The 16,910-nt window shown below is 60.7% G+C and carries 13 protein-coding genes; 2 read left to right on the top strand and 11 right to left on the bottom strand.

Features of this window, described 5'->3' with window-relative positions:
• Positions 1-173: 173 nt before the first annotated feature.
• The 10 genes from QZ571_RS07775 to QZ571_RS07820 form a co-directional block, all read right to left on the bottom strand.
• Positions 174-2,534 carry an aldehyde dehydrogenase family protein gene (locus tag QZ571_RS07775; RefSeq protein WP_295533180.1) on the bottom strand — a complete coding sequence of 787 codons (2,361 nt, stop codon included), beginning with the start codon at positions 2,532-2,534 and terminating at the stop codon, positions 174-176.
• Between the two features lie 12 nt (positions 2,535-2,546).
• On the bottom strand, positions 2,547-3,476 hold the full coding sequence (deoC, locus tag QZ571_RS07780; protein WP_295533323.1) for a deoxyribose-phosphate aldolase: 930 nt from the start codon (positions 3,474-3,476) through the stop codon (positions 2,547-2,549).
• A gap of 177 nt (positions 3,477-3,653) precedes the next feature.
• Positions 3,654-4,586 (bottom strand): ribokinase, encoded by a 933-nt coding sequence (gene rbsK / locus QZ571_RS07785; RefSeq protein ID WP_295533183.1) that lies wholly within the window; start codon positions 4,584-4,586, stop codon positions 3,654-3,656.
• Positions 4,579-5,673 (bottom strand): DUF4432 family protein, encoded by a 1,095-nt coding sequence (locus tag QZ571_RS07790; RefSeq protein ID WP_295533185.1) that lies wholly within the window; start codon positions 5,671-5,673, stop codon positions 4,579-4,581. Before QZ571_RS07790 ends, rbsK begins: the two co-directional genes overlap by 8 nt.
• Position 5,674: 1 nt before the next feature.
• The gene (locus QZ571_RS07795; RefSeq protein ID WP_295533187.1) at positions 5,675-6,694 is read right to left on the bottom strand and encodes an ABC transporter permease; all 1,020 of its coding nucleotides are present in this window, start codon (positions 6,692-6,694) and stop codon (positions 5,675-5,677) included.
• Positions 6,695-6,708: 14 nt separating this feature from the next.
• Positions 6,709-7,686: an ABC transporter permease gene (locus QZ571_RS07800; protein WP_295533188.1), complete on the bottom strand. Its 978-nt coding sequence runs from the start codon at positions 7,684-7,686 to the stop codon at positions 6,709-6,711.
• Positions 7,683-9,197, bottom strand: a complete 1,515-nt coding sequence (locus tag QZ571_RS07805; protein WP_295533190.1) for a sugar ABC transporter ATP-binding protein — start codon at positions 9,195-9,197, stop codon at positions 7,683-7,685. Before QZ571_RS07805 ends, QZ571_RS07800 begins: the two co-directional genes overlap by 4 nt.
• A gap of 76 nt (positions 9,198-9,273) precedes the next feature.
• Complete coding sequence (locus QZ571_RS07810) at positions 9,274-10,329, bottom strand: autoinducer 2 ABC transporter substrate-binding protein (RefSeq protein WP_295533192.1); 1,056 nt, start codon at positions 10,327-10,329, stop codon at positions 9,274-9,276.
• Between the two features lie 110 nt (positions 10,330-10,439).
• A complete protein-coding gene (locus QZ571_RS07815) occupies positions 10,440-11,198 on the bottom strand; it encodes a DeoR/GlpR family DNA-binding transcription regulator (protein ID WP_295533194.1) in 759 nt (252 codons plus the stop codon).
• 110 nt (positions 11,199-11,308) lie between these two features.
• Positions 11,309-12,973, bottom strand: a complete 1,665-nt coding sequence (locus tag QZ571_RS07820; RefSeq protein WP_295533196.1) for an FGGY-family carbohydrate kinase — start codon at positions 12,971-12,973, stop codon at positions 11,309-11,311.
• Between the two features lie 583 nt (positions 12,974-13,556).
• Between QZ571_RS07820 and QZ571_RS07825 the strand changes: the two genes are divergently transcribed.
• Both QZ571_RS07825 and argE read left to right on the top strand, forming a co-directional pair.
• Positions 13,557-14,798, top strand: coding sequence for an NAD(P)/FAD-dependent oxidoreductase (locus tag QZ571_RS07825; protein WP_295533200.1), 1,242 nt, complete (start codon positions 13,557-13,559; stop codon positions 14,796-14,798).
• A gap of 6 nt (positions 14,799-14,804) precedes the next feature.
• On the top strand, positions 14,805-15,959 hold the full coding sequence (argE, locus tag QZ571_RS07830) for an acetylornithine deacetylase (protein ID WP_295533203.1): 1,155 nt from the start codon (positions 14,805-14,807) through the stop codon (positions 15,957-15,959).
• Here the strand turns inward: argE and QZ571_RS07835 are convergent.
• Positions 15,956-16,888, bottom strand: coding sequence for a LysR family transcriptional regulator (locus QZ571_RS07835; protein ID WP_295533205.1), 933 nt, complete (start codon positions 16,886-16,888; stop codon positions 15,956-15,958). The genes argE and QZ571_RS07835 overlap by 4 nt on opposite strands.
• Positions 16,889-16,910: the final 22 nt, after the last annotated feature.

Consider the following 16,910-nt stretch of genomic DNA (forward strand, 5'->3'; position numbering starts at 1 on the left):
CAACTTCGAAAAATAGAAGGTAGAACCCAGGATTGGCACCCTGGGTCTCAACCGGATGACCAGACTTGGCCACCCAGGTTGAGACCGCGCCGCCCGAATCCCGTCTCGGAAGGCGCGCGCGCCCGAGTGAGCGTCGAGCTGTAAACAAGGCCTTACAACGCCATCGCGCCCCTTTAAGCGCCGTAGGGCACCCAGATGTTTTTCACCTGCGTGGCGCGTTCAAGGAACAAGCGCCCCTGCCCGCCCCGACCGGCCCAGTCGCGCGCGTCATCGGCCTCCGTCCAGCTTTGCTTGAGGTTCCCTGCGCTTTGCGTTTCGACCATCTTGCAACCCGGTTGATCGCCGAAATACCAGATCGCATCGACCCCGTCATGGGCCGCCAGCGTCTTGGCCAGCTCGTCGCGCGGGCCGGTCACGATATTGACCACGCCACCGGGCAAATCCGAAGTATCGAACACCTGATAAAGATCGGTCGCCGCCAGCGGATGGGCTTGCGAGGGCACCAGCACCACATTGTTGCCCATCGCAATAGCAGGCAGCACCAGCGAGATCGCCCCGAGCAACGGCTGCGCACTCGGTGCGACCAGTCCCATCACCCCGATCGGCTCGTTCATCGCGAGCGTCACGAATTCGCTTTTCGTGCTATGCACGGCGCCGTCAAACTTATCGGCTTGAGCGGCATACCAGAAACACCGCGTGATAGCGGTTTCGACCTCGGCCTGCGCCGCCTTGCGATTTGCGCCGAGACTTTCCAGCCGCTCAGTGAACTCGCCTGCCCGCGCCGAAAGGTTCTCGCCGATATAATACAGCACCTGCGCGCGGTTGTGGCCCGTGGCTTTGCCCCAGCCCTTGGTCTTGGAGGCCGCTTCAACCGCGTTGCGGATATCCTTGCGATTGCCAAGACCTGCAAGCCCGACGACCGCCTTGCCACCCTTCACCTGATAGCTGTAGCCGCTATCGGGTCGCGCTTGCTTACCCCCGATATACAGCTTGGCGGTGCGGTCGATCTCGCCCGATTTGATCGTATCGGCCGGGCCGGTCGCAAGTGGCTCGGGGGTGCTGCCTTTGCCTTTACCAGTCGCGGCGGCAGGGTTGCGCAGATAGGCGCGCATGCCCTCACGCCCACCCTCACGGCCAAAACCACTTTCGCGATAGCCGCCAAAGCCCGCACCCGCGTCAAAGATATTGGTGCAGTTGATCCAGATAATCCCGGCCTTCACCTGTGCCCCGATATCAAGGCAGAGATTGACGTTCTCCGACCAGATGCTCGCGGCCAGCCCGTAGCGAGTGTTATTGGCCAGCGCCACCGCATCAGACGGCGTGCGGAAAGTGGTGAGCGTAACCACGGGGCCAAAGATTTCCTCGGTCGACAGGATGCTGGCGGGTTCGACATCGGTGACGAGCGTGGGCGGGAAATAGCAGCCCTTCGGTGCGTTCGCCTGATGCAGCGTGGCCCCTTGGCTTGCGCCCTGTTCGACCAGATCACGGATGCGGCTCAGTTGCGAGGGATGCACGATTGCGCCCACATCGGTGCTTTTATCCATCGGATCGCCGGTACGCAGTGTCTTCATGCGCGCACGCAACAGCGTCTCGAACCGCTCGGCTACGGATTCCGCCACCAGAATGCGCGAGCCAGCACAGCAGACCTGCCCTTGGTTGAACCAGATTGCATCCACCACCCCTTCGACGGCGGCATCAAGATCAGCGTCGTCAAAGACGATGAAGGGCGATTTCCCTCCCAGTTCCAGCGTCAGCGCCTTGCCCGAGCCCGCTGTGCGTTCGCGCAGGATCCGCCCCACCTCGGTCGAACCGGTAAAGGCCAGCTTGTCGATCCCCTCATGGCCGACAATTGCCGCCCCTGTTTCACCATCGCCGGTGACGATGTTGATCACGCCCTGCGGGATGCCGCATTCGATGGCGATCTCGGCGAAAGCCAGCGCGGTAAGTGGCGTATATTCGGCCGGTTTCAGCACCACCGTATTGCCCGCCGCCAGTGCTGGCGCGATCTTCCAGGCCAACATCAGCAACGGAAAATTCCACGGGATGATCTGGCCGCACACGCCATGGGCAGCATGGCCCGGCATCTCGTCCTCAAGGATCTCGGCCCAGCCCGCATGGTGATAGAAATGGCGCGCAACCAGCGGGATGTCGATATCGCGGCTTTCGCGGATCGGCTTGCCGCTATCAAGCGTTTCCAGCACCGCCAGCAGGCGTGAATGTTGCTGGATGTGACGTGCCAATGCGTAAAGATACTTGGCGCGCTGATGGCCTGACAGCTTGGCCCAATCGGGCTGCGCCTTGCGCGCGGCGGCAACGGCGGCATCGACATCGGCCTGCGTGCCTTGGCTGACCTGCGCCAGTACGGTGTCGCTGGCGGGATCGCGCGTCTCGAACAGCGCGCCCGGTTTGGTCATCTCGCCATTGATGTAATGGCCAAAACCATCCTTGTGTGCATCAAGCCATGCGCGTGCGTGGCTGTCATCTTCAGGGGCCACGCCATACTCCATCGTCTCGAGGATCGTCTGAATGCTCATCTTTGTCTCTCCTCAGGCAAGCGCATGGCGGCTGGAAGCGGCATAGCGCCCGGTCACGTGATGTTCGAGTTGGCGTTCGATATCGCCCAGCATCGAGCTGGCGCCAAAGCGGAACAGATCGGGGTTGAGCCAGTCGCGGCCCAACTCTTCTTTCATCAGAATCTGCCAGGCCAGCGCCTCTTTGGCCTGTTTCATCCCGCCTGCAGGCTTGAAGCCGATTGGATGGCCGGTCAACGCGCCGTAATCGCGCAGCGCACGGATCATCACTAGGCTGACGGGCAGCGTGGCGTTTACGCTTTCCTTGCCCGTCGAGGTCTTGATGAAATCAGCTCCCGCCTGCATCGCCACCATCGAAGCGGCGTAAACAGTGTTGAGCGTTTCAAGCTCGCCCGTGGCAAGGATTGCCTTCATATGGGCATCGCCACAGGCCGCGCGCATCGCCGTGATCTCATCGTGCAAGCCCTGCCAGTTGCCCGTCAGCGCCAGTTCGCGATTGATCACGATGTCAATCTCGGCTGCGCCTTGGGCCACCGCCCAGCGGATTTCCTCGAGACGCAGATGCAACGGCATCAACCCTGCGGGAAAGCCCGTTGCGACCGATGCCACAGGGATATTGCTCCCTTCAAGCGCCTTCACCGCATGGGGCACCATCGTGGGATAGACGCAGACCGCCCCCACCGTTAGCGCGCCCGGTTTCAGCCCCAGCCCGGCCTCGATATGGGGCGCAATCGGCTGGCGCGCTTTGGCGCAAAGCCGCTTGACGCGACCCGCCGTATCATCGCCCGCCAGCGTCGTCAGATCGACGCAGCGCACCGCATTGACCAGCCACGCTGCCTGATACTCTTTTTTCACGCTGCGCCGCGTGGTCAGCGTCGCGCAGCGGCGGTCAGCGGCGGCACGGTTCACGTGATGGCCCTCGAACATCGCGACGTCCAGCTTCATACCGGGGTTTCGCGCATGCTCGGGATGGGCGGCGGTCGTGGGCACAAGTGCCCCTTCGCGCGACTTCAGATCTGTCTGCGTTTTCATCGCATATCTCCTAGCTCGGAGCCTGTTCGCGCATATCGGCAAGGGCGCGGGACGCAACCCGGCCTGCCCTACGAGAACGGCATATCGGTATCAAGCAAGCGCCTGACTGGAAAGAAACGTCACAAATTCTTGGTCCGTCGCATAGCTTGTCTGGGTGCCGCGACGGGTAATTGACAAGGCGGCGTAGCGCGCAGCGCGGGTGAGCGCGTCATTCGCGTCCACCCCCGCCCCAAGGAAATGCGCGAAACTGCCGATAAAGGCATCGCCCGCCCCCGTGGTATCGACGGGGGTGACCGCGACCGGCGCTATCTCGGTGACGCTATCAGCGGTAACGCGACGCGCCCCCCGCCCGCCCAGCGTGACCACGACATTGCGAATGCCGCGTTCGATCAGGCTGCGCGCTGCGGCAACGACCGCCTCATCACTATCCGTGGGCAAGCCCGTCAGCAGCGCCAATTCGCTTTCATTGGGGCAGAACCAGTCCAACCCATTAAGCCGCGCAATATCGAGATCAGGATGCGCGGGTGCGGGATTGAGGATCGTCGCGACCCCTTCGCGCGCACCGAAAGCCACCGCGTGATAAACGGTTTCCAGATCGACCTCGAGCTGGAGCAGGATCGCAGAGGCTGCGCGCAGCGTCTTGGCGGCAGCATCGACATCTGACGGGGCCAGCGCGGCATTGGCCCCTTTCACGATCAGGATCGCATTCTCGCCATCACGCTCGACAAAGATCGGCGCCACGCCCGAGGCCTTGCCCGCCACCGTGCGCACATGGGTGGTGTCGATCCCGTTGGCCTCAAGGTTGGCGCGCACTTGCGGGCCAAACGCGTCATCGCCCACGCAGGTTACCATCGCGACCCGCGATCCCAGACGCGCGGCGGCAACCGCCTGATTGGCTCCCTTGCCGCCAAATCCCATCGCGAAATCCGGCGCTTCGACGGTTTCCCCGCGCTCTGGCATCCGGTCGATATAGGTCACCAGATCCATCATATTCGAGCCGACTACGGCAATCTTGTCAGACATTCTCGCTCTCCGTCATCTCGGAAATCTTGCGCGCTAGCGCGGCGGTTTGCGCAGCCGTCACATAGCCAAAGCGGGTTGCGAAACGCGCGGTTTCACCCGCCCCAAGGCTGCGCAGGTTCCCCTTGGCTTTCTCGGCAGTGTAGCCCTCGGGTTCGCAGGTCGAAGGCAAGGCAAAGGCCGCAACCGAGGCATCCTCGCCCGCCAGTATCCAGCGCGCGAGATGATCAAGTTGATCGGGCCGCCAGCTCATCACGAACCCGTCGCCCTGGGGGCGTTCAAGCAATGCGTGGCTTTCGCCCTGCGCATCGGCGCGCGGGTTTTCGATATACAGTACCTGCTCGGGATGCCATTGCTCAGGGTGATCGAGAACGGCGCTGTCTTGCGGGGTCTTGGCGAGGCGCTCGATGAAATCGGTATAGGCTTGCGTGGGCTGCACATGGGCGGGCACCTCGCGGCGCACACGGGTGCGTTCAGGCGTGAAAGGTGCCGCCTGATGGATGCGCCCGCCTTGCACGAAGGCGAAATTCACATGGCACATATACATCAAGTCCATCGGCAGAGCCGAGCGGTTCTCGACCGTCATCGCCATCTCGATCAGCGTGCCTTCGCGCAGCGTGATCGAGGGCATCGCGCGATAATGGGGACCAAAGCCGCGGATGTAATCGACATGCCCGCCAAGGCGCACAAACGCGCCCTGCCCGTCTTCGCCGATCTCCAGATACGCCGTATCCATTGTGGCGCAGGCCATCTCGCCATGCAGCGGATGATCGTCCTGCGGTCCGGGGCAGCCGTTGCGCAACAGCCCGCTGTGATAGGCCAGACAGCCATAGGTTTCCACGATCACCTGCGCAGGGCGCGGCTCGCAAAAGGCGCTGTCCATCGTCAGGCGCACCCCGTCAAACACCGCATCCCACAGCATCTGCCCCATATAGGGCAGCATCTCGACCCGACCGCGCGGGGTCTCGACCGCCAACATCTCAATGCCCAGTCCCGTGCGCCAGCCAGTCACGCTGAAGGCGTCGGTCTTTGCCAGCACAGTTGGTGCTAAACCGAACCGCTCACGCGGGAGGGGGATGATTACGCTCATATTACGATCCTTTCCGGCTGCGCCATGAGTTCAGCGCGATCACCCCGATCAGGAAGCCCCCCCAGACGAAGTCGATCAAGTGGTTGGACACGCGCATCATCTGGAAGCCCGAGGATAGTAGCGTCAGCGAGATCAGCGCCAGCGCCACGCCCAGCACATTCCCGCGACCACCCGCAGGGTTGGTCCCACCCAACACCGCGATCAGCACCGCCTGCAGCAGGTAGGACGCACCGTAATCGGATTTCGCCGCATTCGTGCGCGCCGATAGCAGCACCCCGGCCAGCGCGGCCAGCGCCCCCGTCAGCATATAGGAATAAAAGATCATTTGGCCACGCTTCACACCCGCATAGACCGCCGCTTTCGGATTGGTCCCGATCAGCTTGAGCCGCAGCCCGAAAGAGGTGCGCGCCAACAGCAAGGACAACGCAATGCAGATCAGCACGAAGATCAACAGCGGCACCGGGATACCGAGCAGCTTCCCATTTCCGATCGCGTTCCAACCCGGCGGAAAGCCCACGATCGCGGGGCCGCCCGTCAACACAAGGCAGAGTCCGATAAAGACTTGGCCAGTGCCGAGCGTCGCCAAGATCGGCGTGATCTTGAGCACCGAGATCAGAAAGCCGTTCAACAGCCCCGCCGCCATCCCCACAAGAAGCGCCACGATCACCCCAAGCGTGACAGGCCCAAGACCAAGCGCAGCCGAGCCGCCATCGCCCGCCATCGTGGCAAACAGCGTGCCCGCGGTGATGCCAGCAAGGTTCGCCACGCCCACGATCGACAGATCGATCCCTCCGGTCAGCATCGCGATCATCATCGCGATCGAGAGAATACCGAGTTCGGGCATGAAAAAGGCCATGGACTCGAAATTATAGGACGACAGGAACATCGTCGGCCTGAGCGCCGTCATGGAGATCAGCACCAGAATGCAAACCACGGCCAGCATCAGGTTGGTCTGCGCCGTCTCACCACTGACCAGATTGCGCAGGCCGGGCCGGGTCACCGTCGAATTTGTATCGTTCATCTTCATCTCCTGCCTCAGACCAGCGCACGGCGGTCGCGCAGCGCCGTCACCGTAACTGCCGCGATCAGCATCGCGCCCACGACGATGCGCTGCCAGGTCGTGTCGATCCCCATCAGGATCAGCGAGTTCTGGATCATCACCAGGATGAATACCCCCAGAACCGTACCCAGAACCGTTCCGCGCCCGCCAAATATCGACGCCCCGCCCAGCACCACGGCCGCGATCACGTCCAGCTCCAGCCCGACGAAATCACGCGGATTGGCCAGCCAAATCATCGAGGAGTGCAGCAGGCCGGAAAAACCTGCCAGCGCGCCCGCGGTGACATAGACGAAAATCATCGTGCGCCCGGTCGAGAAACCGACCCGTTTGGCGGCCTCGGGATCGGCGCCATAGGCATAGACCGAACGGCCGATCATCGTGTGTTTCAGCACCAGATGCAGCGCCAGCGCCAGACCGAGATAAATCACGATCATCGCCGTCAGCCCGTAGGTCGAGCCATTCGCGCGCTCCAGCGTGAACAGATCGGTCTTGCCAAACTCGACCAGCGCATCGGGCATTTTGTTGATATTCACATTCGAGGTGCCCACAAGCCCCAGCACCAACCCGCGCACCACCGAGGCAGTGCCAAGCGTCACGATCAGCGGGATCATCTTGAACCGATGGATAATGCCGGCATTCATCAGCCCCAACAGCCCGCCGATCAGGATCGCGGACATGAAAGGCAGCACCAGCCCGTTGTAATCCAGCGCCACCATCGCGCGCACCGTCAGATACATTCCCGCCACGGCAAAGGCGGTAAAAGACACGTCGATCCCACCCGAGATCATTACCAGCAAGACGCCAAGCGCCATGATGCCGATGACCACGTTCTCCTTGAGCAGGCTGAACAGGTTGGACATTTGCCAGAAGGCCGGATTCACGAGGCCGATGAAGATCATCGCCACGACAAGAATTGCTAGGATAATCGCATCCGAGCTGCGCAGGAATCTCATGCGTGTTCTCCTTCGATTTCACGCGAGAGCGCCGCATCAAGCGCCTCTTCGGTCAGCGTCTCACCCGACAATTCGCCCAGAATGCGGCCCTCGGTCATGCACAGCACCCGGTTGCAGTTGGCGGCCAGCTCGGGCAGGTCGTCCGAGATCATCAGCACGGCAAGATCGGATTTGCGGGTCAGGTCTTGGATGATGCCGTGGATCTGCTCTTTTGAACCGACATCGACACCCACAGTCGGCCCGTTCAAGATGAGCACCCGCGCATCCGTCATTAGCCAGCGCCCGATCATCACGCGCTGCGCATTGCCGCCCGAAAGTGTGCCGACCGGCACATCTATGCCGGGGGCGGAAATCGCCATCTCGGCAAACATCTTGCGCGTCTCGGCGCCTGCCTTTTCGGTATCCAGCCAGAGATGAGGGGCGAACCGCTCCATCGAAGAGACAATCGCATTGTCGCGGATCGAGCGGGTCAGGAACAAGCCTTCCGACAACCGGTCCTCGGGAACATAGGCCAACCCCGCCGCGATCGCCTCGGGCACGGATTTCGGTGCGACCGGAACGCCATCAACGCGCATCTCGCCGCTCATGTCTTGGCGCAGCCCAAAGATCGCCTGCGCGATCGCCTTGCGCCCGGCCCCGATCAACCCCGACAGGCCGACGATCTCGCCCGGCATCAGGGTCAGATTGATATCACGCGCCTTGTCGCCCACCGACACATTGCGCAATTCCAGCCGCGGCTTACGCCCCGTGACATCGGGCGCGACAAAGCGGCCCTGATGCAGATCGCGCCCCGTCATTGCGCGGGTGATCGCGCGCTCGTCAAAGTCCGAGATCGGCCCTTCGGTGACTTTCTTACCATTACGAAACACCGTGAGGCGTTCGGAAATTTCAAGCATTTCGCGCATCTTATGGCTGACAAACAGTGTGGCGATGCCATCGGCCTGCAAGTCGTGCACGATGCGAAACAGCCGCTTGACCTCGCGCCCGGTCAGCGTCGTGGTCGGCTCATCCATGATAATCAGCCGGGCATCCGCCAACATCGCGCGAGCAATCGCAACGATCTGGCGCCCTGCGGCGGGAAGGGTTTCGACAGTCGCATCCAAATCCAGCGACACGTCGAGACGCGCCAGAACTTCGCGCGCCATCTTGCGCGCCCGTGTCCAGTCGATGCGTGTCTTGCCCTCGCGCAGGAAGCTGTTGAGCGTGAGATTCTCAACGACGCTCAGCGTCGGAAACAGCGAGAAATCCTGATAGATCACCTGCACGCCATGCGCGATCGAGGTCACGGGATCGAGGCGATCAACCTTTTGACCATCAATGAAAATCTCGCCCTCATCAGGCTGGTAGACGCCGGAGACGACCTTGATAAGGGTGGATTTTCCCGAACCGTTTTCGCCAGCCAGACAATGGATGCGCGCGGCATCAAGCGAAAGCGACACATCGTCAAGCGCGCGCACGCCGCCAAAGCGCTTCGAGATATTGCGCAGCTCGATCAGAGGAGCGGATGTCATGGAATTCTCCTGTTGAGCAGGGGCCACAGAGGGTGGCGCGACAGGCGCACCACCCAGCTTCAGGCGTAGACAGCGATCAGAAGTCGTACTGATCCATGTTGTCCTTGGTCACCCCGACCCAGCCAGCGCCGTAAAGCACCTTGGCATCGGCACTATCGGCCTCTTTGAGGTCGCTATAACCCTGCAGGCCAAGATTGGTGCCCGCACCGATATCGGCATGCTCTTTGCCTGCGTCACGCGCCTTCAGCTCGGCCAGCGCGATCATGTTCATCGCGTAACCTGCAACAGCCGGATCCCAGAACTGAATGTAGCTGATATCGCCGTTCGAGATGTACTGACCGGCCACCGAGGGCAGACCGGTGCCTGCGAAGTGCAGCTTGCCTTGCAGACCGCTTTCCGCGATCAGACGCCCTGCGCCCGCCGAGGTCGGCATCGGACCACCGACGATCCCTGCGATATCGGGATGTGCGGTCAACGCCTCTTTCAGCTTGTTGTAATCGGTGTTGGCGTCGTCATAGGTTTCCAGCCGTTCAGTTGCGAGCGACATCTTCGGATAGGCTTCTTTCTGGCGCGCGATGGCCCCGTCGATCCACTCGTTTTGCGACTTCGAGGTGAGCGAGCCGACAGTGGCGACATATTGCCCCTTCTCGCCCATCTGTGCAGCGAGGTGATCCATCAGTTCTGCACCATAAGCGAGGTTGTCAAAGGCTTCGATGTCGTAATCGACATTCTTGATGTTGGAGGCCTCGTGGCTGACCACGACGATGCCACGATCGCGCGCCTTCTTGAGAACTGGCTCGAGGGCCTCGACCGAGAACGGCACGACGGCAATCGCGTCCACGCCTTGCGCGATCAGGTTCTCGATGAGTTGCACCTGCGCGGCAGCATCGGCCTGCGAGGGTCCAACCATCCAAGTGTCGCTACCAGTGTCGTCACCGAACTGCTTCACGCCGTCGCGCATCCGGTCAAACCAAGCGATGCCATCGACCTTCACCACGGTCGCGATGTGATAGGTCTTTTCCGAGCTGAGCATGGCTTTGTCGACATTGCTCGTGTCGACCACTTGCTGTGCCAGAACCGGGCTGGCGACAGCCATCGCGAGCGCGACAGCCGGAATGAATCCGAACTTCATGGTTACTCTCCCTTGTTGCGGACCTCCTCGCCCGCGTTTCCCGTCTACGGCACGGGTTTCAACCCACCGCACGGGTTATGTTACGATCGCAACATAACCTCGCCGAACATCTATTCGTGAAAAGGAAGTGTCAACCGATTTTTCAGCTGCGCCGCAGAATAAAGCCCGACCTCTGTGACGAGGCCGGCAATCTCATTGATTTCGCAAAACGCGACGGATTTCGATGCGCCGATCTTGCTTTCATCCAGCACGAGAAAGCTTTGATTTGAAAGTGAAATAGCGGCCCGTTTCAGTGCCACTTCGTAGTCGTGAGAACAGCTGACTGTCCCTCGTTTATCAATGCCACCAGCAGACAGAAACGCGACATCTATCGCCAACGGCGCAAGGCGGATTTCCGGATTGTCCGCGTGACAGGACCGGGTGCTGGATTTGATCTCGCCCCCCAAAAACTCCACCGGAACGTCCGAGCGCCCCTGCAGGATCTCGGCGGTGGTAAAGCAATGCGTGATGATTCGACGCGCCTTGCTATGGGCAAGCAGGCGCGCAAGATGGGGCAGCGTCGTTCCGGTATCGAGAAACACCACCGCGCCATCCGGCACGAGTGCGCGGGCATGTTCGCAGGCTGCACGTTTGGCATCGATCGCGCGTGTCATCTGGGCGTCGAAATCATAATGCTCGGTCGTACGGGTGGCCACAATATAGCCGCCCCGACACGCAAAGCCCGACGCTGCCTGCGCCGCATCCCGGCGCAAGGTCATCTCTGTCACGCCAAGTTGGTGCGATAGATCGCGCAGGCGCAGGGAGGGAGAGACGTCAAGCAGCGCGCTGATTTGCGCGATCCGTTCTTGCTGGCGGCTGGGTCGAGTCACGGGCGAGCCTTGGGGCTAAATAGGGAATGAAAAGGAATGTTAGCTGCGCGAATTGTCCGAAACCCATGCGCCAAAAGCAAGAGGGCTTGCTTTCAAGCGCGGAAAACAGATCACGCGCTTGCCTCGGCCATAGACTGGCGCAACGACTTTGCTGTGCCCTGAAGCGTCAGGAAGGCGTTGAACCGCGCTTCGTGTATGCGTGCGACGGCCCCTGTGGCAGGGGCAAATCGATCATCGACATGCGACATTGACCGCATCGCCTCTGTCATCTCTCCAAAGCGCCCCCCCGCCAAAGCCCCCAATATCGCCGCGCCCAAAAGGACGGGCTCGTCACATTGCGTAATCACGGTATCGACCCCCGTCGCATCCGCGATGATCTGGCGCGTGAGCGGATGTGAGCCTGCGCCGCCAGAAATCGAGATCTCGGTTATCGGCGCACCATATTTGGCTTGCGTTTCAATGATCTGACGCAGCCCGTAGCCCAATCCACACACCCCGGCGATGTAAAGCATCACAAGAGAATCGAGCCCCGTTTCCATCCCCTGCCCGACAATCACCGCGCGGGCATCGGGATCGGCAAGGGGCGCCCGATTGCCCAGAAATTCGGGCACCACATGGAGCGATTGCGCAAGACGAACGGCGTCTGACGCCGAACCCGCCAGCGCCAACGCCCGATCCGCAAGAAATTGCGGCACCGAAACGCGCGCATCTTTCGCCAGAGCGTCCGCCTCAGCCGCAGCCGGATGCATCTGAACGAGATGTGCGATCGCTGCACCTGCCGCCGATTGCCCACCTTCGTTGAGCCACATTCCCGGAATCATCGCCGAATAATAGGGCCCCCAGACGCCGGGCACAAAGACCGGCTCGCGGGTCGACGTCATCGTGCAAGAAGACGTACCGAAAACATATCCCAAACACTGGGCCGGATCGTCTATTCCGCCTGAGGCTGACACGGTCCCGACCCCGCCGGCATGCGCATCAATCAAACCTGCCGCGACAGGCGTGCCTGCACATAGGCCAAGTGCCTGTGCAGCGTCGTCACTCAGGCCGGTTCCCAGCGCGGTGCCCGGTTCAACGATACGCGTCCCGATCCGGGCGAACCCGTCCTCAGCAAGATCCCCAAGTCCGATGGCGTGAAAATACCCCTCATCCCAGCGACCTTCATGCGCCAGATAGGTCCATTTGCAGGTCACGGTGCAAGAAGACCGCTCCAGTGCGCCGGTCGCCTTCCAAGTGAGGAAATCCGTCAGATCGAAGAACTGCGTGGCAGCAGCATAGGTATCGGGGCGCTCCTCTTTGAGCCAAAGAAGCTTCGGGGTCTGCATCTCAGGCGAGATCCGCCCGCCCACATAGCGCAGCACATCGTGGCGGCCCTCATTGATCCGTTTCGCTTGATCGCGCGCTCGGTGGTCCACCCAGACGATGACATCGCGCTCTGGATGGGTGCTGTCGCTCACCGCAAGCCCGCCTTGCGCGCCGATCACAACAAGCGAACAGGTCGCATCGAACCCCATACCCGCCACGTTCCGGGCGTCGATCTGTCCCGTGGTTAAAGCCTCGCGCACGGCAGCGCAAACGGCTTGCCATATCTGCGCACTCGACTGCTCGACCTGACCGAAATCGTCAGACCAGATATCTAACGGATGTTTACCCACCGCTAGAAGTTCCCCGCGATCGTCGAATACTCCCGCCCGAGCGGACCCGGTTCCAACATCGATTCCGATGAACAATTTACCCGCCAAGATCGCCTCCCCTCGTTCGCCGCCAACATCCATAACGACATCAACAAGCGAACGCCAACCCGAGACAGATCACATGGCGGCGCTGATTGAAGCTACTCTAGCGGCTTCCCAACTTCGCTTGAGACCCCACTGGTTAACCTGTCAATGCACGGCGCATAGATGTTTCGAAGGCAACTCTAGATGCATATTGGCTGTCTGGAAGGCAGCACCAGGTTGTCAACAATGATCAGCCTGGGCTAAAGCGACTTCTTCGCTGGATAAGCAAAGCCAAGGCCGCGTTGACGGTTTTGAGGCGACGGGTGTCTATGATCGGAAGACAACAAATCGCAGCTTACGTCAGTGTCCGAATGTCGGGGGGAGTTCTGTCGGGTGAAACGTCGCCAAGCGGGACAAAACGATCGTCAGCGTTGCGGAATCAAGCTCTGCTTTCGGCGTAAAATGTGTCCAGCCTGATCGCATAGTGAAGGCCACGCACAGGATTGTTCTTTATGCAGCACATCGCATGAGCCTGAGCGCAATCAATGATTAGCGCAATCGTATTTTTAGCAAACCCTTGCCTTGAGTATGCTGGTGGAAATTGTGCCTGATGGCTCAGCAACCCGCAAAAAGGATCAACATGTTACCGAAAGAGACGGACACGGTTATCGTCGGTGGCGGTCAGGCCGGGCTGGCGATGAGTGAGCATCTCAGCAATTGCGGCATCGCCCACGTAGTCTTGGAGCGCGCGCGCATCGCTGAGCGTTGGCGCACAGAGCGTTGGGATTCGCTTGTGGCCAATGGCCCTGCTTGGCACGACCGTTTCCCGAGCATGGAATTTAGCGATACGGACCCGGACGCGTTTGCGTCCAAGCACAGCGTTGCGTCCTATTTCGAAGACTTCGCCAAGCAGATCGACGCCCCGATTTACTGCGGCGTCACGGTGCGAAATGCTCGGCGGATGGAAAACGCGACGGGCTTCAGGGTCGAGACATCGGAAGGGCTGATCGAGGCGCGCAACATCGTCGCCGCAACGGGGCCGTTTCAAAAACCGGTCATTCCGCCTGTGGTGCCCGAGCTAGTCGGTATCAAGCAGATGCATTCCTCGACCTACCGCAACCCGGAGCAGCTGCCCCAAGGCGCTATCATGGTCGTCGGCGCCGGGTCATCGGGCACGCAGATTGCCAGCGAACTACGGCACGCCGGACGCAAGGTTTACCTGTCGGTCGGGCCACATGACCGCCCTCCCCGCAGCTATCGAGGCCGGGATTTTTGCTGGTGGCTTGGCGTTTTGGGGAAATGGCAGGCCAAGACGCCGCCCGCAGGACAAGAGCATGTGACCATTGCCGTCAGTGGGGCCAATGGCGGCGAAACGGTCGATTTCCGCAAGCTTGCCGAAACGGGCATTACACTCGTTGGCCGCACGCAACGATTTGAAAACGGCAAACTGCTTTTCAACGCCGATCTGGTCGAAAATATCGCTGCGGGCGATGCGAACTATCTGTCCCTGCTGCAAGAGGCGGATGACTATGTGGCGCGTGAAGGGCTTGATCTTCCGCCAGAGCCAGAGGCGCATATCATTCCGCCTGATCCGGACTGTCTGACAGAGCCGGTTCTATCATTGGATCTGGCGCAGGCGGGGATCACGACGATCATCTGGGCCACAGGATTTGTGCAGGATTTCAATTGGCTAGAGGTTGACGCCTTTGGCGCAGACGGCAAGCCGCAGCATGATCGCGGCGTGTCCACCGCATCCGGCGTTTATTTCCTCGGCCTGCCGTGGCTGTCGATGCGAGGCTCTTCGTTTATCTGGGGGGTCTGGGTCGATGCGCAGTATTTGGCAGAGCATATTGCGGCCAAGCGCCTTGCGGCGACGGGGTAATGGCGCATGCACACGGTTGAATTTCTAAAGGCGCTGATCGGGTTTCCGACGATCAGTGCGGACCCAAATGACGACCTCATCGCGTACTGCGCAGACCTGCTGCGCGAAACGGGCGCAGAGGTCGTGATCATCAAAGACCCCGATCAGCCCAAGGCAAACCTTTACGCAACGATCGGCCCCACCGACCGTCCCGGTGTGCTGCTATCGGGCCATACCGACGTGGTTCCGGTGGCGGGCCAGAGCTGGTCGATGCCGCCCTTCGCGTTGACCGAGCGCGATGGCAAGTTCTACGGGCGTGGCACGGCCGATATGAAAGGCTTCGTCGCAAGCGCGCTGTCTGCGGCCTTGCGTGCATCCAAGATGGAGCTGAAAACCCCGTTGCACCTCGCCTTGTCCTACGATGAGGAAGTCGGCTGCCTCGGCGTGCGCTCGTTGATCGACATGCTGGCAGTGGCACCGTTCCGACCCCAGTTCTGCATCGTCGGCGAGCCGACGCAGATGATGGTCGCTACAGGTCACAAGGGCAAAACCGCGTGCCGCGTGGTGTGCACGGGTCGCGAAGGCCATTCCGCGCTGGCGCCGACGGCCCTGAATGCCATCCATTTGGTCTGCGATATGGTGTCTGCGATCCGCGCGATTCAGGCCGACATCAGCCGCACCTCAGTGCCGGATGACGACTACGACGTCACCTATTCGACGCTTCACGTTGGACGCATCAGTGGCGGGGTCGCGCTGAATATCGTGCCGAATACAGCCGAATTCTTGTTCGAAATCCGCAATCTGCCTGCGGATGATCCCCAAGCCATTTTAGAGCGATTGAAAGCCGCCGCAGAGGATCTTCTGGCCCCGCTTCGCCGCGACTTTCCCGAAGCGAACATCGTGATTGAAACGACAGGCAGCTACCCCCCACTTTCCACCGCTCAGGATGCGGAGGTCGTTCGTTTCGTGAAATCCCTGACGGGCCAGAATGCCACGCTCAAACTCGCGTTCGGCACGGAAGGCGGGCTGTTTTCAACGCAACTTGATATCCCGACGGTCATTTGCGGCCCCGGCTCGATGGCGCAGGGGCACCGACCGGACGAATTCGTCAGCGCCGATCAGCTCGCAAAATGCGATGCTATGCTGGACGCGCTTCTGGATCGGCTGGGCGCGGGTCTCTAGGGTTGATCGTGAGAACGCAGCAGACCCGCGGTTTTCAGATGCGCTTTCGCATGTCGAAAAAACGCAGCGACGATAGCAGAGCGATAGTCCGACCCCTTGGTCGCCAGCCCCAGAACGACAGGGCGAATGGCCCCCGTCAGCGGAAGCGTGACGAGTTTTTCGCCATCCGGTGCCAGATCGGATCTTGTGCGCATATTCACCAACCCAAAGCCATAGCCATTGGCCACAAGGCTGCGCGCCATCGACATATCAGACGTCCGCTCGGTGATATTCGGGCGCAAACCGCAATCCTGAAAGATCGACAGGAAATAATCGCGGCTCAGCGGTAGATCGAGCAGGATCATCGGCTCGTCTTTCAGGTCTGCTAGGTTCAAGGACGGCTGTTTCGCCTTTGGGTGATCCGTGGCCAACATGACGTATGGCGGCAAAGACACCACAGCATCAAAGTGAATGTCCTTTGGAATTTCAATATCATAGGTGATCGCGACGTCGATTTCGGCCTGTCCCAGCATGCGCAACAAATCTATCTGACTGCCATCTTTCAGGACCACCGAGGCATCGGGATACTCCGCCTCGAACGACCGGCGCAGCGGGGCGCTGAGCAGTGGCGCGATCGTGGAAAGTGCACCAATCGTGATCGGTCCACGCGCCTTTTCAACGATGTCATTGGCAAGGTCATTGAGACCGTTCGCGCTGAACAGGATCTGTTTCGCCTCGTTGAAAACGCGCCTGCCGCCCGGCGTCAGGGACAGGCCTTGAGCATGATGGCGCACGAATAACTGCACGCCCAGGTCGGTTTCCAACTGACTGATCGCCGATGAAATCGACGGTGAGGACACGTTGACGCGCTGTGCGGCCAAGGCAATCGTGCCCGCCTCGCCGACGGCGACCAGATATTCCAACTGTCTGAATGAAAAACGCAAAGGCATGCGCAAGAGTGGCTTTCGGGGC

The organism is uncultured Thioclava sp. (assembly GCF_913064665.1).
GTDB lineage: Bacteria > Pseudomonadota > Alphaproteobacteria > Rhodobacterales > Rhodobacteraceae > Thioclava > Thioclava arctica.